At 69.3% G+C, this 21,475-nt stretch carries 25 protein-coding genes; 18 read left to right on the top strand and 7 right to left on the bottom strand.

The features are described 5' to 3' along the window. The first annotated feature begins 201 nt into the window (after positions 1-201). The 5 genes from POL67_RS49720 (at position 202) to POL67_RS49700 (ending at position 3,596) form a co-directional block, all read left to right on the top strand. Positions 202-435 carry a TIGR04563 family protein gene (locus tag POL67_RS49720; RefSeq protein ID WP_136926995.1) on the top strand — a complete coding sequence of 78 codons (234 nt, stop codon included), beginning with the start codon at positions 202-204 and terminating at the stop codon, positions 433-435. Further along, positions 432-1,340, top strand: a complete 909-nt coding sequence (locus tag POL67_RS49715) for an alpha/beta fold hydrolase (protein WP_271929441.1) — start codon at positions 432-434, stop codon at positions 1,338-1,340. Before POL67_RS49720 ends, POL67_RS49715 begins: the two co-directional genes overlap by 4 nt. After that, positions 1,337-2,419 carry a hypothetical protein gene (locus POL67_RS49710; RefSeq protein WP_271929440.1) on the top strand — a complete coding sequence of 361 codons (1,083 nt, stop codon included), beginning with the start codon at positions 1,337-1,339 and terminating at the stop codon, positions 2,417-2,419. The genes POL67_RS49715 and POL67_RS49710 overlap by 4 nt, the downstream gene beginning before the upstream one ends. A gap of 65 nt (positions 2,420-2,484) precedes the next feature. Continuing rightward, positions 2,485-3,198 (top strand): sensor histidine kinase, encoded by a 714-nt coding sequence (locus POL67_RS49705; protein WP_271929439.1) that lies wholly within the window; start codon positions 2,485-2,487, stop codon positions 3,196-3,198. 11 nt (positions 3,199-3,209) lie between these two features. Then, positions 3,210-3,596, top strand: coding sequence for a YbjN domain-containing protein (locus tag POL67_RS49700; protein ID WP_136926999.1), 387 nt, complete (start codon positions 3,210-3,212; stop codon positions 3,594-3,596). Between the two features lie 7 nt (positions 3,597-3,603). Here the strand turns inward: POL67_RS49700 and POL67_RS49695 are convergent, their stop codons facing one another. Continuing rightward, the gene (locus POL67_RS49695; protein ID WP_271929437.1) at positions 3,604-4,839 is read right to left on the bottom strand and encodes a formylglycine-generating enzyme family protein; all 1,236 of its coding nucleotides are present in this window, start codon (positions 4,837-4,839) and stop codon (positions 3,604-3,606) included. 73 nt (positions 4,840-4,912) lie between these two features. On the opposite strand from POL67_RS49695, the gene POL67_RS49690 reads away from it, so the two are divergent. Beyond that, entirely contained in the window at positions 4,913-5,869 is a 957-nt protein-coding gene (locus POL67_RS49690) for a prepilin peptidase (protein ID WP_271931037.1), read from the top strand. Then, positions 5,854-6,321 carry a hypothetical protein gene (locus POL67_RS49685; RefSeq protein WP_271929436.1) on the top strand — a complete coding sequence of 156 codons (468 nt, stop codon included), beginning with the start codon at positions 5,854-5,856 and terminating at the stop codon, positions 6,319-6,321. The genes POL67_RS49690 and POL67_RS49685 overlap by 16 nt, the downstream gene beginning before the upstream one ends. Here the strand turns inward: POL67_RS49685 and POL67_RS49680 are convergent. Then, entirely contained in the window at positions 6,219-8,366 is a 2,148-nt protein-coding gene (locus POL67_RS49680) for a prolyl oligopeptidase family serine peptidase (protein WP_271929435.1), read from the bottom strand. The genes POL67_RS49685 and POL67_RS49680 overlap by 103 nt on opposite strands. 128 nt (positions 8,367-8,494) lie before the next feature. On the opposite strand from POL67_RS49680, the gene POL67_RS49675 reads away from it, so the two are divergent. From POL67_RS49675 to POL67_RS49665, 3 genes are all read left to right on the top strand, one after another. Next, entirely contained in the window at positions 8,495-8,950 is a 456-nt protein-coding gene (locus POL67_RS49675; RefSeq protein WP_271929434.1) for a hypothetical protein, read from the top strand. A 474-nt stretch (positions 8,951-9,424) separates the two neighbouring features. Next, positions 9,425-10,033, top strand: a complete 609-nt coding sequence (locus tag POL67_RS49670; RefSeq protein WP_271929433.1) for a hypothetical protein — start codon at positions 9,425-9,427, stop codon at positions 10,031-10,033. Between the two features lie 113 nt (positions 10,034-10,146). Then, positions 10,147-10,353, top strand: a complete 207-nt coding sequence (locus POL67_RS49665; protein ID WP_271929431.1) for a hypothetical protein — start codon at positions 10,147-10,149, stop codon at positions 10,351-10,353. Positions 10,354-10,471: 118 nt separating this feature from the next. Here POL67_RS49665 and POL67_RS49660 read toward each other — a convergent pair whose 3' ends face one another. Beyond that, positions 10,472-11,509, bottom strand: coding sequence for a D-alanine--D-alanine ligase family protein (locus POL67_RS49660; RefSeq protein WP_271929428.1), 1,038 nt, complete (start codon positions 11,507-11,509; stop codon positions 10,472-10,474). A 69-nt stretch (positions 11,510-11,578) separates the two neighbouring features. Here POL67_RS49660 and POL67_RS49655 point away from each other — a divergent pair, with 69 nt between their 5' ends. Beyond that, a complete protein-coding gene (locus tag POL67_RS49655; RefSeq protein ID WP_271929426.1) occupies positions 11,579-11,887 on the top strand; it encodes a hypothetical protein in 309 nt (102 codons plus the stop codon). A 13-nt stretch (positions 11,888-11,900) separates the two neighbouring features. Further along, entirely contained in the window at positions 11,901-12,599 is a 699-nt protein-coding gene (locus POL67_RS49650; protein ID WP_271929424.1) for a hypothetical protein, read from the top strand. 10 nt (positions 12,600-12,609) lie between these two features. Here POL67_RS49650 and POL67_RS49645 read toward each other — a convergent pair whose 3' ends face one another. Next, entirely contained in the window at positions 12,610-13,167 is a 558-nt protein-coding gene (locus tag POL67_RS49645; RefSeq protein WP_271929421.1) for a phage holin family protein, read from the bottom strand. Between the two features lie 13 nt (positions 13,168-13,180). Further along, positions 13,181-13,453 (bottom strand): hypothetical protein, encoded by a 273-nt coding sequence (locus POL67_RS49640; RefSeq protein WP_271929420.1) that lies wholly within the window; start codon positions 13,451-13,453, stop codon positions 13,181-13,183. 135 nt (positions 13,454-13,588) lie between these two features. On the opposite strand from POL67_RS49640, the gene POL67_RS49635 reads away from it, so the two are divergent. The 3 genes from POL67_RS49635 to POL67_RS49625 are packed head-to-tail and all read left to right on the top strand — an operon-like array spanning position 13,589 to position 16,601. Then, positions 13,589-15,037, top strand: coding sequence for a phosphomannomutase/phosphoglucomutase (locus tag POL67_RS49635; RefSeq protein WP_271929417.1), 1,449 nt, complete (start codon positions 13,589-13,591; stop codon positions 15,035-15,037). Continuing rightward, positions 15,034-15,930 carry a peptide chain release factor N(5)-glutamine methyltransferase gene (gene prmC, locus POL67_RS49630; protein ID WP_271929414.1) on the top strand — a complete coding sequence of 299 codons (897 nt, stop codon included), beginning with the start codon at positions 15,034-15,036 and terminating at the stop codon, positions 15,928-15,930. Before POL67_RS49635 ends, prmC begins: the two co-directional genes overlap by 4 nt. Further along, positions 15,927-16,601, top strand: coding sequence for a DUF4272 domain-containing protein (locus POL67_RS49625; protein ID WP_271929411.1), 675 nt, complete (start codon positions 15,927-15,929; stop codon positions 16,599-16,601). The genes prmC and POL67_RS49625 overlap by 4 nt, the downstream gene beginning before the upstream one ends. Positions 16,602-16,617: 16 nt before the next feature. Here POL67_RS49625 and POL67_RS49620 read toward each other — a convergent pair whose 3' ends face one another. Beyond that, on the bottom strand, positions 16,618-17,388 hold the full coding sequence (locus tag POL67_RS49620) for a hypothetical protein (RefSeq protein ID WP_271929409.1): 771 nt from the start codon (positions 17,386-17,388) through the stop codon (positions 16,618-16,620). A 30-nt stretch (positions 17,389-17,418) separates the two neighbouring features. On the opposite strand from POL67_RS49620, the gene POL67_RS49615 reads away from it, so the two are divergent. Continuing rightward, the gene (locus POL67_RS49615; RefSeq protein ID WP_271929407.1) at positions 17,419-19,773 is read left to right on the top strand and encodes a radical SAM protein; all 2,355 of its coding nucleotides are present in this window, start codon (positions 17,419-17,421) and stop codon (positions 19,771-19,773) included. Here the strand turns inward: POL67_RS49615 and POL67_RS49610 are convergent. Further along, complete coding sequence (locus tag POL67_RS49610) at positions 19,706-20,560, bottom strand: ZIP family metal transporter (protein ID WP_271929405.1); 855 nt, start codon at positions 20,558-20,560, stop codon at positions 19,706-19,708. The two genes, POL67_RS49615 and POL67_RS49610, sit on opposite strands and share 68 nt — an antisense overlap. A 128-nt stretch (positions 20,561-20,688) precedes the next feature. On the opposite strand from POL67_RS49610, the gene POL67_RS49605 reads away from it, so the two are divergent. Together POL67_RS49605 and POL67_RS49600 are read left to right on the top strand one after the other, a co-directional pair. Then, a complete protein-coding gene (locus POL67_RS49605) occupies positions 20,689-21,048 on the top strand; it encodes a hypothetical protein (protein ID WP_271929403.1) in 360 nt (119 codons plus the stop codon). Then, positions 21,045-21,407 carry a hypothetical protein gene (locus POL67_RS49600; RefSeq protein ID WP_271929401.1) on the top strand — a complete coding sequence of 121 codons (363 nt, stop codon included), beginning with the start codon at positions 21,045-21,047 and terminating at the stop codon, positions 21,405-21,407. The genes POL67_RS49605 and POL67_RS49600 overlap by 4 nt, the downstream gene beginning before the upstream one ends. Positions 21,408-21,475: the final 68 nt, after the last annotated feature.

The following is a 21,475-nucleotide window of genomic DNA, read 5'->3' as shown; positions in this document are numbered from 1 at the left end:
GCGAACCTACCATGCCGGCTGACGCGAGCGGAGCGTCCGTGCGTGGACGGACGCAGGGTTCGGCGGAAGGTAAGATTTCAACGTTTTTGATGTGGGGAAGGCTACTGGCAGAGCGTGAGCTTGCTCCCGCGGCGCTTCCTCGTGCATCCCGCGTGCGCTAAGGTATTCCCTTGTAGCTCTAGCTCACGCCTTCGGGGAGCCATGAACGACAAAGACACGCTGGCGAAGAACAACGAGGCGTCGAAGACCGACAAAAGGAAGCAAAGTCTCTACTTTCCGGAGTCGATGCTCCAGGAGATCAAGGAAGAAGCGGCGCGGCTCGATCGGTCTTTGTCGTGGGTGGTCCAGCGCGCTTGGAAGCTCGCCCGGCTTGAAATCAAAAAGCTTCCGAGCGTGAACGAGGTCGGCGAAGGCGAAGAGGATCTCGGCGATTGACGACGAGCAGTTTGCCCCCTCCTTCGAGCGGGAGCGCCCCCCAGACCGCCTCGTTCGCCACCGCCCCCGACACGACACGCCTCTTCGTGCGGCGAAGGCGGGGCCCCTCGGATCTCACGGTTCTGCTCTCCGACGGGATCGCCTGCGACGGCTTCATCTGGAAGTACCTGTGGGACGACCTCTCCTCCGTATCCAGCGTCGCCCACTGGAACTACCGCGGCCACGGCCGTAGCAGCCTGCCCGCCGACCCCAAGCGCATCGAGCTCGTCGACCACGCGCGCGACCTCGACACGGTTCGGTGCGCCGTTGCCGACCCCGAGGTCGTGCTCGTGGGCCATTCGATGGGCTGCCAGGTCTCGCTCGAGGCCTACCGGCTCCGGCCCGAGAAGGTGCGCGCGCTCGTCCTGATTTGCGGCGCCCCGGGGCGGATCACCCACACGTTCAAGGGCACCGACGTGCTCGCGCAGATGCTGCCGAAGCTCATCGCGCGCGTCGACGCCCACCCCGAGATCGTGCGGGCGTTGTGGGGAAGGGTGCCGGCCGAGGCGGCCCTGCGCCTGGCGATGCTCACGGGCGAGATCGATCGGTCCATCCGTCCCGAGGACGTGATGCCGTACCTCAAGCACATGGTCGACATCGACGTGTCCATGTTCCTGCGGATGCTCCGGTCCGCCGGGGATCATTCGGCCGCGGACCTTTTGCCGAAGGTGACCGTGCCCGTGCTCGTGATCGCGGGGGATCGCGATACCTTCACGCCGCCCCGGTACGCCGAGGAGATGGCCGCCACGCTGCCGCATGGAGAGCTGCTCATGGTGAACGGCGGCTCCCACGCCGTGCCCATCGAGCGCCCCGATCTCGTGCGCGACCGGATCCAGCGCTTTTTGCGCGAACGCGTGCTCGCGTGAATCCCCGTCCCCTTGGGGGCGCGCTCTCGCGGATCGCCGCGGCGGCGCTCGTCCTCGGGGCTTGTGCGCGGGAAGGACCACCGCAGCCCACGGAGGGGGATCCGCAGGCGCCTGCGAAGGCCACGCCGTCCGCCATGACCGCCACGAGCGTGACGCCCGCTGCGAGCGCGGCTCCAAGGCCTCCGCCGAATGCGCTCGACGTCGAGGCCGATCCCGTGCGCCGCGAGCTCGTGCACGCCCCGATCACCTCGATCTCGCTCGTCGGCTGGCACCGGCCGGGGATGTTTCGCGTCACGATCGAACGGCAAACCCCGCCTGGATCGGCGCCCGCGATGCTCCTGCTCGCGCTCGCCGAGAGCCCCGTCGCGTATCGGCGCAGCCTCGCGTTCGAGCGGCTCGCGCGGGCGCTCGGCATGCGCGTGGTCCCGGCCGCCGTGCTCCGGCGGATCGGCACGGGCGAACTCGGCGCGCTCTTCGCGGGCCAGCGTGATCTCCGCGACTACCTCGCGCTCCACGCCGCCGTGCAGAACGACGGCACCGTCGACGCCTTGATGTTCGCGCCTGGCCGCGGCGACGGCCCGGCCGCGTGGGCCGCTCCGGCGGGCCACGACGTCACGCTCGACCACTCCCTCGAAGCCGAGACGTGGGCCCGCTGGGCCGCCTCGCCCGATCCGCTCCCCGGCGAACGTCCCGCGCTCCTCGCCGATTACGTCGAGACCCTCGTCCTCGACTACCTCGCCGGCCACGTCTTGCGCCGCGCGGTCCACTTCGACGACGTTGCCGGGGCGATTCACCTTACCGACAATGCCGCCGCGTTCCCGTCGAAGGTCGATGCCCGCGCGCTCGACGTCTTGCTCTCGCGCCTCCGCCCCGTCGCGCGTTTCCCGCGCGGCTTGCAGAAGGCCCTCCTCACGCTCGACCGGGACCACGCGCGGGATTTGCTCGCATCGGGCCCCTTCGAGACCTGGCTCGTCTCGCCGCGCACCCTCGTGGACCTCGACGAACGCAGAAAGAGCCTCCTCACGCTGATCTCGGCCCGCGTCGCCGAGCGTGGAGAGCCCGTGGTCCTCTCCTTGTAAGATTTTTCCGGGATCTTTCTCCGTTTTCGTGCCAGGCGCGAGTATTCGCGGTATCCTGGCCGACCATGTCCGACCCGGGCGGTGATGCATCTCTCGAGGAGTTGATGGCCGTGATGGCCCACGACCTCAACAACCCCATCGCCGCGCTGATCACGAACCTGAGTTTCGTTGAAAGCTCGCTCGCGCCGGGGACGGGCACGGAGGCGGCCGAGGCGCTGGCCGACGCGCAGATGCTCTGCGACGTCTTGCGGCGCCTCACCGGCAACCTCGACCTCGTGGCGCGGCGAGGCGGGCCTCCCTCGGGCGCGGCCTCGGCGTGTGATCTCGTCCTGTTCGGGCGGGAGGCGATCGGCCGGCTCGGCAAGCAGGCTGCGGCGGCGGAGGTCGATCTCCTCCTGGATTCGGCGCTCCGGCACGGCGAGGTGATGGTGCGGTGTGATCGCGGGCTCTGCGCGCGGGCGATCGACAACCTCATCGCGTTCGGGATCGAGCGTGCGGCGCCGCGGACGGCCCTCGTCCTTTCGGCGGCGCGGGACGGGGCCGAGGCGCGCGTCGAGGTCCGTTACACGCCGCGGTCGTACCACACGGTGGATCCGCCGCCCACGGGCGCGCCGCCGGCGCAACGTCGGAGGTACATCCAGGCGGCGTACGGCCGGGGGCTCTCGCTCTACTGCGTCCGTGTCGCGGCGACGTTGCTCGGCGGTCGGGTCGACACGACGCACGAGGAGGATGGCCGGGCGCGGCTCTGTCTCGTCGCATCTTGCCCGGAAGAACGCTAGGCTCCGTCGCGATGGACGTCGAGACGGTCCGCGGTTGGCTCGAGAGGCTCGATTACGAGGTCAAGGACGAAGGTCCGAAGACGCTGCGCGTCTTCCCGCGGCGGCCCGGCAACGAGTCGCTCCCCCCCTACTTCATTCAGTGCAGCGAGCACTGGCTCATGCTCTCGCTCCTGCCCGTGCTCTCCTCGCGCATCCAGCCCTCGCCGGAGCTGCCGCGCCGGCTCCTGCTCCTGAACCGCGACATGCGCATCGCGAAGTTCGCCCAAGGCAACCAGGGCGAAGTGGTGCTTTGCGCGGAGCTACCGACCGAATCGCTCGACTTTCCGGAGTTCGCCGACGCGACCGAGCGGCTGGTGAAGTATTTTCACCACTATCACGATTACCTCGCGTCGCCCTGACGCGGGCTCACTTCTGCGTGATCACGACGCGCCCGTCGTCGCGATAGGTCACGTTTCCTGATTCGCCGCGACAATCCCAGCACGTCGCCCAGAACAAACGTTTGCGCACATATCCATTGAAGCCGAGCGCGATCGGGCCTTTTTCGTCTTTCAGCACGAGCGTCGAGGCGATGCGGTATCGATCCCCCGGCAATCGATAAAAGGCCACGACGAACGAATCCTTCGCGGCGCGGCCCGCGAGGACCACGATCTGCTCGCCGGGCACCGGGTTCCAGAGCAGCGGCGACGTCGTGAGCACCGTGTTCTGCGGCGGCGCGCCCGCGTCGCCCCGGGCGAGCACCACGTTCACGTCGTCGGGCTCCTTGAAGTACGTGATCTCCCGGTCGAGCGTCGAGAGCGCCGGCACCGAGGCGAACATCTCCGCGAGCTCCTTCGCCGGCAGCTCCACGCGCCGGTAGGTCTGCTCCCATTGCGGCGACGGGATCGTGGCCGCGTTCGGGGCGCCGCGGCAGCAACGGAAAGCCAGGTCCTCCCCGCTCGCGCCCGGATCGATCGCGGTCCGATGCGCGCACCGATGATCCGGCCCGACGGCGCTCCCCCGCGCCCCGCGCACGGCCGCCGCGCGTGGCTGCATGTCCTCGATCGGCAGCACCTCGCTCGCCGTCCATTCCCGGTGCGCCGCGCCCATGCCGAGCACGCCGAAGCCTGACGCGCACGAGGCCGGCTCCTTCGCGCATTTCGGATCCCACGAGGCGCTCCCTGCGTACGTCGTCCCCTCGGGCCCCTTGCAGGCGCGCTCCCATTCGAGCTCCGTGCAGAGCCGCCCGCCCGTTTGCTCGCAGAGCTCGGCCGCCTTCGCGCGCGACACGCCTGTGAGCGGCGGCTTCGTCGGGTCGTTCGGGTAGAGGTACCGATCGATCGCGTAGTCGCCGAGCTTCACCTCCAGCTCGGCGGGTTCGAGCACGGGATCACGCCCCTTGTCGCCTGGGGTCGAGCCGGCGACGAGGGCGCCGCCGGGGATGTCGACGCGTTCGCTCTTCGCGGCCTCGGCCTTCGAGGCGCCGGCGTCCGGATCGGCCTGGTTCTCGGCGGCTTCGAGCACCTTGCCCTTCGGCGAGAGCACGACGGGCGGCCCGCCGTCCGCGCTGCCCGTGGAGGAGCCGCCTCCGCCCGAGGTGCAGCCCGCGAGCGCGGCGAGGGCGCAGAGGAGCGCGAAGGAGGTCTCGTTTCCCGGGAATTTCATGCGAGGACGGCGGTTTATGCCAGACCCGGCGCGCCACGGCAAAGCCTCGCGCTATGCTGCGCCTCCCGTGCTGATGCTCGGCGACCTGCCCCTCTCGTTCCTGTACGGCTTCGCGCTGGTCTTCGGCCTGCTCTGGGGCAGCTTCCTGAACGTCGTGATTTACCGCGTTCCACGCGGGATGAGCGTCGTAAGGCCCGCCTCACGCTGCCCCGCGTGCGAGACCCCGATCCGCCCGTGGGACAACATCCCCGTCCTCGGATGGCTCTTCCTGCGCGGCAAGGCGCGCTGCTGCGGCGCTCCGGTCTCGCCGCGCTACCCGCTCGTCGAGGCGATCGGGGGCCTGCTCTCCGTGGCGATCGTGCACGTGATCCTCGCGCCGCTCGACCCCACGACCTCGATCGCGCGCGCCGGGGCCATCTACATCGCCGACCTCGCGCTCGCGCTTGGCCTCGTGGCGGCGGCGTTCATCGACCTCGAACACATGATCCTGCCCGACGAGATCACGCTCGGCGGCGCGGTGCTCGGCCTCGCGACGGCCTCGCTGCGTGACCTCTCGTTCGTCGACGCGCTCCTCGGCGCGGCTGTCGGGTTTGCCGTCGTGTGGCTGCCGTTCATCGTGATCTACCCGCGTTTGCGCGGCGGGGCGGGGATGGGGCTCGGCGACGCGAAGCTCTTGCTGCTTTCGGGCGCGTGGTTCGGCTGGGGCGGCGCGCTCGTGGTGCTCTGCGCGGGCGCGGTGCAGGGGACGTTCGCGGCGATCGGCGTGCTCGCGGTGCGTGGCAAGATCGAAGAGCCGGAGGCGGTGCGGCTCGAGCGCGAGGAGATCCGGAAGGAGCTCGCGGCGATGACGCCGGAGGAGCGCGCCGAGGCCGAAAAAGAGCTCGCCGAGGACCCGCTCGCGGAGGAAGCGGGCGAGGGACTGGGGCAGGCGCGCGTCGCGTTCGGGCCGTTCTTGGCGCTCGCGACGCTGGAGTACCTTTTCTTCGGCCGCGCGGCCGTCGAGGCGTTTTTCGGATGGGCCGGGGGCTGATCCTCGTTGCTCTCGTGGCGCTCGCGGGATGCGGCGGCTCGCCGATCCCGCTGCCCGAGATCGGCCCACACGTGCGCGAGGCGCCGGTGCTCGTGCCGTACCCGCCGCCGGCGGCGCGCGTGGAGATCGTGCCGGCGCGTCCGGGCAAAAAGGAAGTCTGGATCGACGGAGAGTGGACGTGGGAGCGGCGGCGCTGGGTATGGCGGCGTGGTCACTGGGAGGTGCCGCCGCCGAACAGTTATTGGGCGCCGCCGGTGACGGTGCGACAAGCGGACGGGTCGCTCGGGTTTTTCGGGGGCGGGTGGCGGACGAAAGGCAGTGGCGTGCCGATCGGGGCGCAGGCGTCGGGTCAACCCGCGCCCGCTGCGTCTGCTGCGCCAGCCGCGTCCGCCGCGCCAGCCGTGCCCGTTGCGCCAGCCGCGGGCGGCGCGACGTCGAGCGCCCAGCAATAAAAGCTCAATTCGTCCACGTCCTGCTCGATGAGCGCCGTCAGCGTGGTGCCGCCGCCGTGGCCCGAGGCCCGGAGCGGCAACAAAAAGTACGGCCCGCCGAGCGTGGTTTCCGCCTGCAGCCGCGCGACCATTTTGAGCGGATCGTATGGCGGCGCGATCCGGTCGTTGAGCGCCGGGACGAACGTGATCACGGGGTAACGGCGATCGGATCGCACGTTGTGGTACGGCGAATACCCGGCGAGATAGGCGCCCTCGACGGGATCGTCGGGCGAGCCGTATTCGACGGTCGCCGAGCTCATGAAACCGAACTTGGGAAATTGCAGCATGTCGAGCGTGGGCGCGCGGCAGAACACGGCGCCGAAGGCCTCGGGGGCTTGCAGGGCGGTGACGGCGACGAGCACCCCGCCGTTGCTGTTGCCGCGCGAGGCGAGCCGGGAAGGCGTCGTATAGCCTTCCGACACGAGGAACCGGGCCGCGGCGATGTAATCGTCGAAGGCGTTTTGCCGCCGCGTCTTGACGGCGGCCTCGTGCCAGGCGCGACCGTATTCGCCGCCGCCTCGGATGTTGGCGAACGCGAGCACGCCGCCGAGCTTCAGCCAGGCGGCGGTGACCGCTGTGAAGCGCGGCTGGAGCGAGACGTTGAAGCCCCCGTACGCGCTCAACCGCACCGGCATTTGCCCGTCGCGCGGCAGGTCCTTGCGGTGGATCACGAACATCGAGACCCGCGTGCCGTCGGGCGACGTATACCACACCTGGTTCGTCACATACGCCGACGGATCGAGCCCGACGTCGGGCACGTGGTACGGCGTCAAACGGTCGGCCGCATAATCGTACCGATAATGCGAGGGTGGCTGCACGTACGACTCGAAGCTCACCCACACCTCGTCGCCGCCCCAGGCGCCACTCACGCCGCTGACGACGCCGTCTCCCTCGTTGCGATTGACCGAGCCGAGCGCCGGCAGCACGAGCTCGCGGAGGTAGGTGCCGTCTTCGGCGTGGATACGAACGCGATGGGAGGCCGCATGGCAATAGACGGCGTAAAGCCGACCGCCCACGCCGGCGACGGTTTGCAGCGTGTCCTCGTTTTCGGGGAGGATCGTCCGCCACTCCGTCGGCGCCGCGAGCGACGCGATGCACGCTCGTCCGCGCGGCGCGTCGAGGTCGGTATGAATGAGCAGCGAATCGCCGAGCACCTGCACTTGATGGATCGACCGCATCACGGGAGCCACGGGCAAGAGCACATCATCCGCGAGGCGCAGCAGCGAGACGACGTTGGCATGCACGAAGTCCCACTTGGAGAGCACGGCAAAACGGCCGCACTCGCTGACCTTGACGGAGCACCAGTACTCCTTGTTGTGGTCGTCCCCGAAGACCCGGCGTGCCGGCGTGCTCGACCCGATCCGGTGCTCGTAAATGGCGTTCCAGTGCGCCTCCTCGCCCGCGGGCACCTCGCCCGGCGCGGGGCATGCCGAATAAAAGAAGCCGGATCCATCGGGGCGCCACGCCAGCGACGTGGGGTCCGTGCCGCGGGGCCGATCGGGCAGCAGGCGCCTCGTCTCGACGTCGAGCACGTGAATCACCGCGCCGTGCGTGCTCCCCACGGCCTTCCCGAACGCGACCCGCGTGCCGTCGGGCGAGGGAACCGCAAAGACCAGCGCCTCGTCGTTTGCCCACGTATTCGGATCGAGCACGGTTTCGAGCGGCGCGCCCTTTTCACGCCGCATCCGGAGCTTGAGCTTTTCGTCCTCCGCGTCCGCTTGCCAGAGAAACTCGCGTCCGTTTGGCCCTGTACGAATCGGCGGCGACAGCCGCGCATACCGTGCGGAGCGTGTCACGGCAGCCCGTAGCCAGTCGCGCCCCGGCACCCCGTCGAGCACGCCGCGCGTGACCGCCTCCTGCGCGGCGATGAAGCCTTGGGTCTCGGCGTCGTCGAGCCGCTCGAACCACGCGTACGGATCGTCGAAGCGCCTTCCGTGCAGCGTGAAGCCGCTCTCGGGATCACGTCGCGCCGGGGGAAAGGGCAGCGGTCCGTTCAACTCTTTCATGCAGGTGGCCGCTTCATATCATCCAGCGGTGATCGTAGAGATGACGAAGGCACAAATACCCACGAATCGCGCTCCGCCGGTGCAGCAGCCGTTTCTGGGACCAGCGCGAGAGTGCTAGGGGTGGGCGAGTGAAACCTCATCCTGTATCCGTGCTGGGAGTTTTCCTCGTCGCGTGTGGCGGTTCGGAGCCGAGCCCCGTGGCCGCCCCGACCCCCGCGCCCACCTCGGCCTCGACAAGCATGCCCATCGAGGAGGCGCGCCCGGCGCCGGTGAGCCCCGAGCCTGTCGCCGCGTGCACGATGACGAAGAGCCTGTCCGAGTCCTGTGCTCCGTGCGTCAAGTCTCGTTGCTGTTCTCCGCCTGTGGCCTTCACCCCCAGCACGGCCCAGGCGCTCGGGTGCCGCATGGGATGCCGCAAGCCGCTTCCCGCCGGGATGCCCGTGCTCGAAGACAGCGACCGTGCTGCGATGATCAAGACCTGCCTCGCCAGGTGCGGCGAGCTCTTCGAGCCCTCCGACGAGGCCACTCGACTCGACGGTTGCATCGCCGAGCGCTGCAATCCCGAGTGCCTCGCCGGTGGGTGAGGCGCGGGCCTCCCGCTCGATCCCGGATCGGGGCTCTGACAGAGCGGGTCAGGCCGGGTCCGGGAGGATGGAACCGACCTCGGAGGTCGGTGCGGAGCTCGGCTCGGAGCTCGAAGGTGACCTCGGAGGTCGGTGCGGAGCTCCGCGCAGGGCTCGAAGGGAACCTCCGAGGTCGGATCGGAGCTCGGCGAGGAGCTCGAAGGTGACCTCGGAGGCTGGCTCGGAGCTCCGCGCAGGGCTCGAAGGTGACCTCCGAGGTCGGATCGGAGCTCGGCGAGGAGCTCGAAGGTGACCTCGGAGGTTGCCTTCACGCTCGGCGCGGACCTCGACTCCTACCTCCGAGGTTCCCTTCGAACTCGGCGCAGACCATCCAGAGCACCGCACGGCCGGTCCTCGTCTCCTTGCTCAGCGAAACCCGGCGGGGTCGCTCCACGGCTTGCCGAACCGAACCGCCCCGTCTAGGGTCGCCGCGCGATGTCGGCGCAGCGTATTCCGAAGTGGTTCCGGGCGGTCGCGGGAGCAACAGCGAGCCTCTGGATCATCGTCAGCATCTACTACTGGCTCGGCGCCGGAGGCGTGCGCTCCTATGGCGCGTCGATGTCGTTCGAGCGTCAGCACGACTTCGCGCTCCTGCGGATCGACGATGGTCGCGCCTTCCGTGTCGACAAGTACGGCGTCAGCATCACGAAGTACCGACGGGGCACGTTTCCCTTCTGCCCTCTTTGCGGCGTGAACGAGTCGGCCGGAACGGTCATGAACCTCGCGCAGTACCGCAAAGGCGACTGGGTCTATACGGATTACACGCAGCCGTTCCAAGAGGCGGTGAACCTCAAGACCGGCGAGGTGATCGATATCCCGGAGGGCGAAGGCAAGCTCGAAAAGCTGCCGCCCGAGCTCGCCGCGCGCGGGCTCGACTTCGAGAGCGCCAACAAGCTCGACGCGGGCCGCGTCCTCGCCGAGTTCACGCCGCTCTCGACGATCAACGAGAGCTGCATCGTGTTCAACATGGCGTTCCTCTCGATCTTCGCGGTGCTCCTCGTGGTGGGGGTCGTGCTCGCGATCCGTCGGCCGAAGGAAGCTTGAGGGCCGACGCCGCCTGAGCAGCCCCACGAGCGACCTCCGGATCATCGCGAAGGGTTCTCCGGCTGGAGCCGGTGCTGGCGCTCCTGAACACGCTGGAAGGAAGAGGTGAGACGGTGACGAAAAACGTGACGGGATGCTCGTGCAACGCCTTTGCCGACGCACGCAACTACAGATTCGTGCGCGAAGATGCAAAGGGCTTCTGGCTCGCCGATCTCGAGCAGGGCTCGTCCGGCATGGCGGGTTATCAGCGGATGTATGGCCCCGCGATCGCGTTCTGCCCGTTCTGCGGCACGAAGCTCGTGACGGCGCCACGCGATTAACACCGGCCTGCCGCCGGGCGTGATCACACGCGGCGGCGCCGAACCGAAGGGCCCCTGCGCCAGGCGCCAGAGCCCCCGGCAGACCGCACGACACCGGGGAAACGAACCCAGCGAGGGATCAGCCGCCGCCGCTTCGACGCCCCACCTTGTGCGGCAAGAACCAATCCGATCGATACCGCTCCATCGCCGTCCGCACCAGCCGCTCCACCAGCCCCTCGAACGTCATCCCCGCGGCATACGCTGATTTCGTGAAGCACGAAATATACTCGAGCTCCGGGTAAATCCCCGGCAGCGGATTGACCTCCAGCACGTACGGTTTGCCCGCGCCGTCGAGCCGCAGGTCCACCCGCGCCCAGTCGCGAATCCCGAGCGCCTCGCACGTGCCGATGACCAGGGACTCGATCTCCCGCTGCAGCCCGCTGTCGACCTTCGCCGGGCAGAGCATGTGCTTCGTGCTGTGCCACGTGAACTTCGCCTCGTAGCCGTAGACCCGCCGAGGGCTCCGCGGAATGGCGGTGAAATCGATCTCCACGAGCGGCAGCACCTCGAACGAGCCCCGATTGCCGATCACCGCGGCCGTGAACTCCCGACCCGGCAAGAACTCCTCGACGAGCAGCGGCTGGCGATAGCGATCGAGGTACGTGCTCACGAGGGCCGCGAGCGCCGCGTCGTCGTCGACCACGTTGGCATCGTAAATCCCCTTCCCCGCCCCTTCCGCCACCGGCTTCGCGATCACCGGATACGCGAGGCCGAGCGCGCGATCGAGCGGCCGATGAATCACCGCCGCGCGGGGCGTGGGAATGCCTGCGCGGTCGAGGATACATTTCGTGTACCCCTTGTCGTGCGTGATCCCGAGCGTCACCGGGTCGCTGCCCACGTACGGCCATTGCAGCCATTCGAAGAGGGCAGGGGCCTGGGCTTCCCGGCCGGTGCCGTAGATTCCCTCGGAGAGGTTGAAGATCAGGTCCGGCCGGCGCTCCGCGGCGATTTCCTTCGGCGAGAGGGTCGTGGTGTCCCATACGCGCACGGTGCCGAGCGGTTCGAGCGCCCGGACGACCGCGTCCCGAAGCTCCGGGCTGTCGAGCTCGGCCAGGTCCTCGTCACCGAGGTGCGAGGTGTCCTTCGGGGTGAGCGAGATGCAAAGGGCGAGGTCCATGGAGGGCCGCACTCATATCATCGCGCGCCTCGCTCCTGCTCGTCCGCGTCCTGCGCTATCTTCCGCGCCGTGAACCGGAAGGCCTTCGAGACGAACCCACGCCTGCTCCTCGTGCTCCCGCTCGTCCTCTTGCTCCTCGCCGGCTGCAAGCGCGGCGTCGAGTGCACGACCGAGATCACCGCCGGCACCGGGACGTTCAAGGGCACGGCGCGCGGCGAGGGCGACGAGAAGGGGCCGGTCATGAAGGCCGCCCTCCGCGACGCCTGCCAGCGCATGTGCGTCGACACGAAGGCCGCCATGATCGACGCGTGCGTCACGCGCTGCACCGTCGACGTCGGCGCGACGAAGATCGGCGCCCGTACCTCCTGCAACGACTGAAGCCGAAAGCCCCATGATGCTCGCCTGGTCCTTCTCCGCGCGCACGCTCGAAGAGATCGAGCGCCTCCTCCGCGCCCTCGGCAAACACCGCTACGTCCGCGAGGTCGATCATCGCATCCACTGGACCGTCGATCGCGCCCTCGCCGACCTGCCCGCCTTCGCCCCGCACGCACAGGCCTTCGCCGCGCGACGCAGCCGCGAGAAGGGGCTCGAGGTCGCATCGCGTGATCCCTCGCTCTGGCGATCGGCCACCGCCGACGACGTCTGCGCTGTCTTCCGCGCGTTCTGGACCCCGGGCGAGTCCGCTGAGCGGTACAAACAAGCCCTCCGCGCGGCCCTCGCCGAGACGGGCTTGCCGCCCGCGAACCATGAGCCCTTCGAGGCCTCCGCCGACGAGCCTCCGCACCCCGAGCTCGTCCTGCTCGACTGGGAACTCTTCCCCGTCGACGAGCTCGACGCCGATCGGCATCGCGGCGCGCTCGAAGCGATGGAAGAAGCGGGCGAGGAGGTCGATGCCTCCGCGCCCGTCTTCCAGGAAGGCCCGATCCTCGCCGCGCCGGAGCTCTTCGACGGCGCCCCGGGCGGCGAGCTTCGCGAGGATTTTTTCGTGTGGTCCGACGGGCCCTACAGCTACTCGGACTACGTCTTCCGCGGCGCTGCGAAGGTCGCGAAGCTCGCCGAGCCGCCGGTCGGGTACAACGACATCGAGTAGGACGACGCGACTACGGCCCTACCATCGGCCGGGATCGGCCCGGCTCGCCCGGGAGCGTCACGCCGGGCAGCTCCGCCTTGTGCACGCCCTCGTCGACCGCCGACTCCGTCGCGCTGATCGACATGGTCGCGCTCGCCCGCGCCGAGCGCATCGCGCGCACCGCGCCGAAGAAGGCGACCACGAACAGCACACCCGCGAGGATCGCCAGCCTGCCCGCGACCGAGGGGATGATCGCTCCGAGCCCGATCATCACCGCGATCACCGCGATCACGGTGGCCGCGGCCCCGCAGGTGAAGGCCACGACGCCCCACACCACGCGCGGCACCATCTCGCTCACGGCGCGCTGCGCTTCGAGCTTCCCGAGCGCGATGCCGTCCCGCACGAGCTCCGTCGCCACGTCGATCGTGTCCCGCGCGACGGCGGCGATCGCCTCTCCGGTCGACAAACCTTCGCCGGCCGGCCGCCGCGCGATCGGCGGCAGCGCGCGCTCCGTGATGCTGGGCGGCATCCTCGCCGAGCCGCGCACGAGCGCGTGCCCGTTCCCGTTTGATGGTCGCTCCTGGTTCATGGCTCGCTCTCCTTCACAGCGAGCGCCACGCGAGGCGCCGACGCCGACGCACCACGGCCGTCACGATCCCGAGCAGCAAGAGCCCACCGATCGTGACTGCGGCGCGCACGATGTTCTTGCGCATCGAACCGGCGCTCGATTTCAGCATCGACGAGACACGACTGAGATCCGCGACGAGGCGCTCCTTCGCCAGCTCCAGCCTGTGCTCGAGCGCTCGCCGCTGTTGATCCACGGGCATCATCGTCGTGCCCGTCGCCCTCAGATCCTGGTCGCTGAGACGGTTCACGCCCGGCCGAACGTGCAATCCGCGTTCCCCACACGTGCCGCGGTTGTGCGCAGCGAGCGGCCCCGGCCACAGGCGAACTTTGGGGTTTCGTTCCCTCGCCCGACGTGCCAAATCGGCCGGCGAGTAGGCATCCTCATGAAGATCCCGCGCCACATCTTCCGCGAGTACGACATCCGCGGCGTCGCCGAGCGAGACCTCTCCGATGACCTCGCCCGCGAGCTCGGCCGCGCCTTCGCGTTCGTCCTTCGCAAGGACGTTGTCAGCGCTCGGGGCTCCGGATCGCCTTCGGCGTCCTCTGCCCCGAACCCCGCGCCCCGCGTCGCCGTCGCGCGTGACGGCCGCCTTTCGAGCGATCGCCTCTTCGCGGCTCTCTCCGAAGGCCTGCTCGCGGGCGGCGCCGACGTCGTGTTCGTCGGCGTGGGCCCGACGCCGATGCTCTACTTCGCCGCGCATCACCTGGAGACGCACGGCGCGATCATGATCACCGCGAGCCACAACCCCGCGCCCGACAACGGCTTCAAGATGATGCGCGGCAAGAGCTCGTTCTACGGCGCCGACATCCAGGCCCTCGCCGACCTCATCGAGCAGGGCGTCGCCTTCGCCGAGCCGCCCGCTGCGCGCGGCAAGCTCAGCGAGACCAGCGTCGTGGCCCCGTACATCGAGTCCGTTCGTCGATCGAGCCGCCTCGCCCGCACCGACGTCCGCTTCGTCATCGACGCCGGCAACGGCGCGGCGGGGCCGCTCGGCGTCGAGACGCTCTCTGCGCTCGGGCTCTCGCCTGAAGCCCTCTATTGCGACATCGACGGGACCTTCCCGAACCACCACCCCGACCCCACGGTACCGGCGAACCTCGCCGCGCTGCGCGAGCGCGTGCTCGCCACGGGCGCCACGTTTGGCGTCGCGTGGGACGGCGACGGCGATCGCGTCGGCGCGATCGACGAGACGGGCGAGGTGATCTGGGGGGACAAACTGCTCCTGCTCTACGCCCGCGCCCTGCTCCGCGAACATCCCGGCGCCACCATCCTCGGCGAGGTGAAGTGCTCCGAGACGCTCTACGCCGACATCAAGAAGCACGGCGGGCGGCCGCTCGTGTGGAAGACGGGGCACTCGCTGATCAAGACGAAGATGAAGGAAGAACACGCGCTCCTCGCCGGCGAGATGAGCGGCCACATGTTCTTCGCGGACCGCTGGCCGGGCTTCGACGACGCGGTCTACGCGACGGTGCGCCTCGTGGAGATCGTCGCCTCCGAGGGCAAGACGCTGCGCGAGTTGCTCGCCGACGTGCCGTCCACCTTCGCCACGCCGGAGATCCGCGTCGATTGCCCCGATGCGCTCAAGTTCGGCGTCGTCGCGGACGTCGTCGCGCACTACCGCGGCAAGCGGCCCGTGCTCGACATCGACGGCGGGCGCTTCGACTTCGGCGACGGCGCGTGGGGCCTCTGCCGCGCGTCGAACACGCAGCCCGTGCTCGTGCTCCGCTTCGAGGCGGCCACGCCCGAGCGGCGCGACGAGATCCGACGTGAGGTCGAGGGCGTGGTCGAAGGCGCGATCCGCCGCGTGGCCGAGGCAGGCGGCCGCCCGTGACGACGACGCGGAGCGAGGCGCCGGGCGAGGCGTGGACGATCCGTCGCGTGCTCGCGTGGGCGGTGGACGACCTCAAGAAGCGAGGTTTTTCCTCGGCGCGCCTCGATGCCGAGCTCTTGCTCTGCCACGTCCTCCGTATCGATCGCATCAAGCTCCTCGTCGACGCCGAGCGCCCGCTCGACAAGGCCGAGCTCACGCGGTACCGCGAGCTCTTCGTGCGCCGCCGCAACGGCGAGCCGATCGCGTACCTGCTCGGCGTGCGCGAGTTCTACGGCAGGCCCTTCCGCGTCGATCGACGTGTCCTCGTCCCGCGCCCCGACACCGAGACGCTCGTCGAGGTCGCGCTCGCGCGCACGCGGCACCTCGACCTCGCGGCGCGCGTGCTCGATCTCTGCACGGGCTCTGGCTGCGTCGCGATCTCGCTCGCGCGCGAGCGCCCGACCACGTGCGTGCTCGGCCTCGACCTCTCGCCCGACGCGGCCACGGTCGCGCGGGAAAACGTCGTTCGCCTCGGCGCCACGAACTGCGCGATCGGCGTCTCGGACCTCTTCTCCGCGCTCGAAGGCCGCGGCGCTGTGTTCGACCTCATCACGGCGAACCCGCCGTACATCCCGGAGGCCGAGATCGACACGCTCATGGTGGACGTGCGCGGGTTCGAGCCGCGGCTCGCGCTCTCGGGCGGCGCGGATGGGCTCGTGATCCTTCGGCGCATCGCTGCGGAGGCGCCGCGTTACCTCGCCCCGGGCGGCGTGCTCGCGGTCGAGGTCATGGCCGGCCAGGCGCCCGACGTGAGCGCGCTCTTCGCCGCGCAGGGTTTCTCCGCGATCGAAATCCAAAAAGACCTCGGCGGGCACGAGCGTATTGTCTCCGCGGTTTGGGCGGGGAAACCATGAAGGCGCCGGGGGGCCGCGCGTCGGGGGATTTGCCCGTGGATGGCGAGGCGCTGCGCATGATCCGCCAGCGCTCGCTCTTCATGGCGCGGCGGCTCGGGTATCCGGTCGACGTGAGCTTGCCGCTGCTCACGGACCGCGGGGTTTTACGGGACAAGGACGAGGTCGTCGACCGCATGCTCGCGCTCGACGCGGTGATCGCGTGCGCCTCCGGCATGCCGCCCGAAATCGCCTCCGATTGGGTCTCCGAAATCGGCATCACGGGCTCGCTCTCGCCCTCGGAGGCGCGTGTCCTCGAAGGACGCGCCGAGGATGTGCCTGCGGGCCTGCTCGACCGCATGGAGGCGTTATGGGCACTCGGCTGGGCGTCCTCGCTCTTCCGGGCCCTCGATTATTCGCGCATTTGTGGCCCCGAGCTCGCCATGATCTTCGGCGAGCTCGACGACGCCCGCGACGTGCGCGCCTTGCGCAAGCGCAGCCGATTGCGCCGCCACGAGGAGGTCCTCTCCGCTTGCGACCTCGCCCGCTGCTTGCACCGCGGCCTCGAGATCGCCGCGCGCAAGCGAATGGGCTTGCCGGGCAAGGTCCAGCCGAACGTCATCCTGGAGCGACGCAAGGCGCTCGAATGGCTGCTCGGCGAGGAGGAGTGGGACGAGGTGTTCGTGGGGGTTTGAATCCGCGCCGGCGGGATCACTTGTGCCGCGGATAAAGCGCCGTCCGCCACCCGAGCACGAAGGCCCCGCCGCGGATCGACGTTCCGTACATGTAATCGTACGCCAGATACGGCCCCATTCCGACCTTCGATCCGAGCCGGAATCCCTCGTAAAACACCCCGAGCCCGAGCGCCGAGGTCAAACCTCCGTCGACGAGCAGCGTGTCCTGATCGTCGGCCGGCGTCACGATCGCCGTCCCTACGCCCGTCTCCACCATCAGCCCGAGATCACGCAGCGACCCGCCGAGCGTGTAGAGCGGGAAGATCTCCGTGTGAAACCCGACCATCCCGCTGAAGAACACCTTGTCGCCCGCGTCGAGCCCGACCGCTCCGAACGTCAGGCCGAACGACAAGAAATCCCGCAGCGCCGCGCCCGCCCACGCGCGCGCGCCGAAGCCCGCGCCGATGCCGGTGTCCGTGTAGTACCGCAGGAGCCCGATCTTCGTCGGGTCGTTCGGGAACCCCGAGGCGCTGCCGAGCGACGCGCCGATCGCGAGCCCGAACGTGAAGCTGCTCCGCCGCTCCGACGTCACTGCGCGTAACGTCGGGTCTTTCTCGTCTTCGAGGCCGCTCGTCCCGAGCGTCCGCACCCCGGCCTCTTCCTTCTTCGCCTCGGCTTGCGCCTCCGTCGTGCTCCGGCCGCCGCGCGGCCCTTGCTGCGCGCTCGACGGCGAGGCCCACGACGTGATCGCGCAGGTGAGGGCGACGGACAGAGCGGCCACTTTTTTCGGGGAAACAACCTTCGCCATGCGGAGCCCTTCCCTTATACGATACGGCGGATGTCTCGCATCGCGATCGTCTTCCCTCCGATCCGCGTCTCGCGCGACTTCATCGACTACCCGTACTTCGCGGACCTCGGCGCCCTCCAGGCGGCCGCTGTCCTCTGCGCGTCGGGCTTCGAGGTCGACCTCGTCGACGCGCTCGCGATGGAGGGCGCGACGCTCGCGAGCCACGACGACGACGCGGGTTACGTGCGGCTCGGCGCGCCGCTCGACAAGGTCCTCGCGCGTGTTTCTGCCGAGGCCGACGCCGTCCTCGTCGCGTACACGCCGTTTCATCGGCCGCCCTCGCGCGACGATCTGCTTGGGAAGCTCCTCGCTGGTCTCGCCGCGCATCGTCCGGATCGTCCCATGGTCTTGGCAGACCTCTACCAGAGCGGCCAGCACGTCGTCGACGTCCCGTCGAGCGAGATCCTCGCCGCCTACCCCGAGGTCTCCGTCTTGATCCGCTACGAGGCCGAAGACGTACTCGCGCGGGTTTTTTCCGATCTCGAACGACAAGGCCGGCCGCGTGAGCCCTTCGCCCTCGTCCCCGAGGAGCCGCCGCGCCTCGACGACCTGCCCTTGCCCGCGTGGGACCTCGTCGATCTGCCGGCCTACTTCGCCTTCCACGAGGCCACGATCCGCGGCCTCGGCCGGCCCCACTGGGCCTTCCCGATCGACGGAAAGAGCGCGCCGATCCTCACGAGCCGCGGCTGCCCCTACCGCTGCGTCCACTGCTCCTCGAACCCCACGGCCCGCAAAGACGGCGAGCTCGTGCGGCCAAAGACCCAGCGCCGTTACGCCCCCGCCTACCTCGACCGCCTCCTCGGCGACCTCGCCGCGCGTGGCGTGCGTCGCGTGCACCTGCTCGACGAGCTCGTCAACGTGAACGAGCGGCACTTCGACGCCGTGCTCGACCTGCTCGAAAAGCACGACCTGCGCTTCGAGATCCCGAACGGCGTGCGCGCCGACTACGTCCTTCCGCGCCACGTCGAGGCCATGAAGGGCCGGATGACCACGCTCAGCGTGAGCGCCGAGAGCGGCGTGCAGCGCGTCGTCGATGAGGTCGTCGACAAGCAGCTCGACCTCGGCGCCATCAAAGAAGCGGCGAAGCTCGCGCACGCGGCCGCGCTCCCGATGCTCGTGCACTTCATGATCGGCCTGCCCGGCGAGACGAAGCGCGACATCAACGGCACGCTCGCCTTCGCGCTCGACCTCTTCGAGGAGACGGGCGCGTTCCCGAGCGTCCAGTTCGCCACGCCCCTGCCTGGCACGCGCCTCGGCGCCGAGGCCAAGAAGAAGGGCCGCGCGCTGCCCGTCGTGAACGACTGGGGCCCGCGCTTCCAGCAAGCGCCGACGATCGAGACCGACGCCTTCACCGAGGACGACCTTCGCCGCTTCAAGTGGACGTTTGATCAACGCATCGGCGCCTCGCAGGGCCCGAAGAAGGTGATCATGAACGTCACCTACAAGTGCAACAACCGCTGCACCTTCTGCGCGACCGGCACGCGCACGCAGTTCGACGGCGACCTCGACCGGCAGCGCGAGCTGCTCGTGAAGTACCGCAAGCTCGGCGTCACGCTCCTCGACTTCGACGGCGGCGAACCCACGCTCAACCCGAACCTCGTCCGCCTCGTCGGCTTCGCCCGCCGCATCGGCTACGAGCGCGTCAACGTCACCACGAACGCGCGCATGTCGAGCTACGAGGACTACGCGCAGAAGCTCGTCACCTCCGGCGTCACCTCGATCCTCACGAGCATCCACGGCCCCGACGCGCAGACCCACGCGCAGAACGTGGGCGTCGCCGAGGCCTTCGATCAGACCCTCGCCGGCGTGAAAAACTTCGTCCGCCTCGCGCCGCCCGGCGTCGAGCTCGGGGCCAACATCACGCTCACGAAGTCGAACCACAAGAAGCTCCACGACGTCGCCGCGCTCGTCTTCGAGCTCGGCCTGCGCTGGTTCAACATCCAGTTCCTCACGCCCTTCGGCCGCGCCACGAGCTCGGTCTGCCCCGACACGAGCGTTGCCGCGAAGGAGACGATGCGCGTCATCGACGACTTCCGCGATCGCATGAAGATCCAGGTCATCAACCTGCCCTTCTGCTTCATGCCCGGCTACGAGGCGTTCCTCCTCGGCGACATGCTCAAGCTCGAACGGCACATGCTCTTCGTGAACAACGAGGAGGTGAACCTCTTCGAGTACCTGCGCGAGCGCCGCGTGAAAAAGGCCGTCTGCGAGACGTGCCCGCACGAGGTCTTTTGCGGCGGCTTCTACGAGATCGAAGATGTCCCCGAGCCGACGTGGCTCATCCGGCCCGAGGATCTCGTCCGTCCGATCGCAGCGGATGTTCCGCGACCGTTCGCGCGCCCGTGACGAGCCCCTTCGCGACGACCGCGGCGACGAGCACCACGAGGCCGAGGACCCGCAAGGGCCAGCCGAGGTAGAGCACCCAGCCGTCGTGCTCCAGGCTCACGAGCGCGAGCGAGAGCCCCACGAGCCCCGCCACGATCTCCGTCACCCGGCTCCGCGCGCCCTCCTCGCTCATCTTCGGCGCGTGCGAGAGCGCGTGCAGGAGCAGCCCCGCCACCGCGGCCACGAGCCACGGCCGGATCGACGCGATCCGCGCCGCGCCCACGAGGTCGAGCGACATGGCACCACCCACGGTCGAGAGCGCGCAGCCGATGAGCGAGAGCGCCGCGACGACCTTGCTCTTCGGCCCCGCCACGTGTTCGAGCGCCTGGATCGCCACCACCATCGCGAGCGGCACCGTGTGCCCCGCGATCGCGAGCACGATCGTCGGATGGAGCTCGCCCGCGCGTGAGAGCGAGGCGACGGCCGTGCCCTCGCCAGCCTGATGCAGGAGCACCGCGACGTACCCCATCACGAGCGTGGGACCGTCCGCGTGCGCGTTCCGCTGGGGCACGAGCCGTTCGATCAAAAACGGCACGAGGAAGCCGGCCGCCGCAGCTCCGAGCGCCAGCCAGCCGGCCTCGGCGATGGCCTCGGGCAAGAGGTGCAGGAGCGCGACCGCGGCCGACGCGACCATCGCGAACGTCCCGAGCCCCGGCATGACGCGTTGCCCGTGGTCACGCCAGATCGCGGCGATGCCGCCGAGCAGGACGGCGAGCGCGAGGACGGCGAGCCCGGCAGGGAGGGACACGGCGCGCGTCGTAGCATGAAATTCGTGCCGGTCCGATCGAGAGCCTTCGCCCTCGCGGTGTGTCTCGGACGCGTGTACTGTCGGGCCCGTTCGTCGAAGGAGCGCCAAACGGCGTGAGGGAGGATGGGATGGACCCGGCAGAACGCGGTCTTTTGTCAGTGATCGGGGGCCTCGCCACGGGGGTGCATGTCCTCGTGGCCATCGCGGTGCTCGTGCTGGGGCTCGTCGTCGTGCGGCCGGTGAACCAGAATGCAGGGTTCGTCTTTGCGGGCGCCGGGGGCGTGCGGCTCTTTGGCCTCGTGCTCGACTTCATCGTCGACGCGATGATGGCGAACGCCGGATTCGACGCGATCATGATCTGGAGCGCGATCAGCAGCGTGATCTCGATCGGCACGAGCGCGGTGTTTTTCGGCGGGATCGCGTTCGGGGCGTACACGCTCGCGGGGACGCGGCCGCAGCAGAAGGGCGGTGGGGCATGGGCGGGGTGAGCGGAATCGGAGCGGGCCTGCTCGGCCTGTTGAGCGTCGGCGTGTTGACGCTGCTCGGGGTTGGCCTCGTCGCCGTGGGGCTCGGCACCGTGAAGAAGGTGCATGCCCCCGCGGGGTTCTGCCTCGCGGGCGCGGGGGCGCTCATCGCCTTCGCCTCGATCTTGCGGCAGCTCTTGAACTTCGCGTTCCGCTTCTCCGGCATGGGGCTCGGGACGATGTTCACGCTCACGCAGGTCCTCACGACGGGCATGCACGTCCTCGCGGCCGTGCTCCTGCCGGTATCGATCTTCCTGCTCGCGACGGCAATCAAGCAGGGGGCCGGGCAGATCCAGGCGCAGGGGCCGCGCATTCACTACTGATCTCCGGCCGCGCTCGCCTGCGCGGCCTTCGCCCTCGACACTCCGCAACTCGCGCCCGGCTTCGGCAT

The sequence above is a fragment of the Polyangium mundeleinium genome, assembly GCF_028369105.1.
GTDB classification, from domain to species: Bacteria; Myxococcota_A; Polyangia; order Polyangiales; family Polyangiaceae; genus Polyangium; species Polyangium mundeleinium.
Note: the sequence above shows the minus strand (reverse complement) of the source record. Positions and strands in the feature narration are given on the sequence as shown.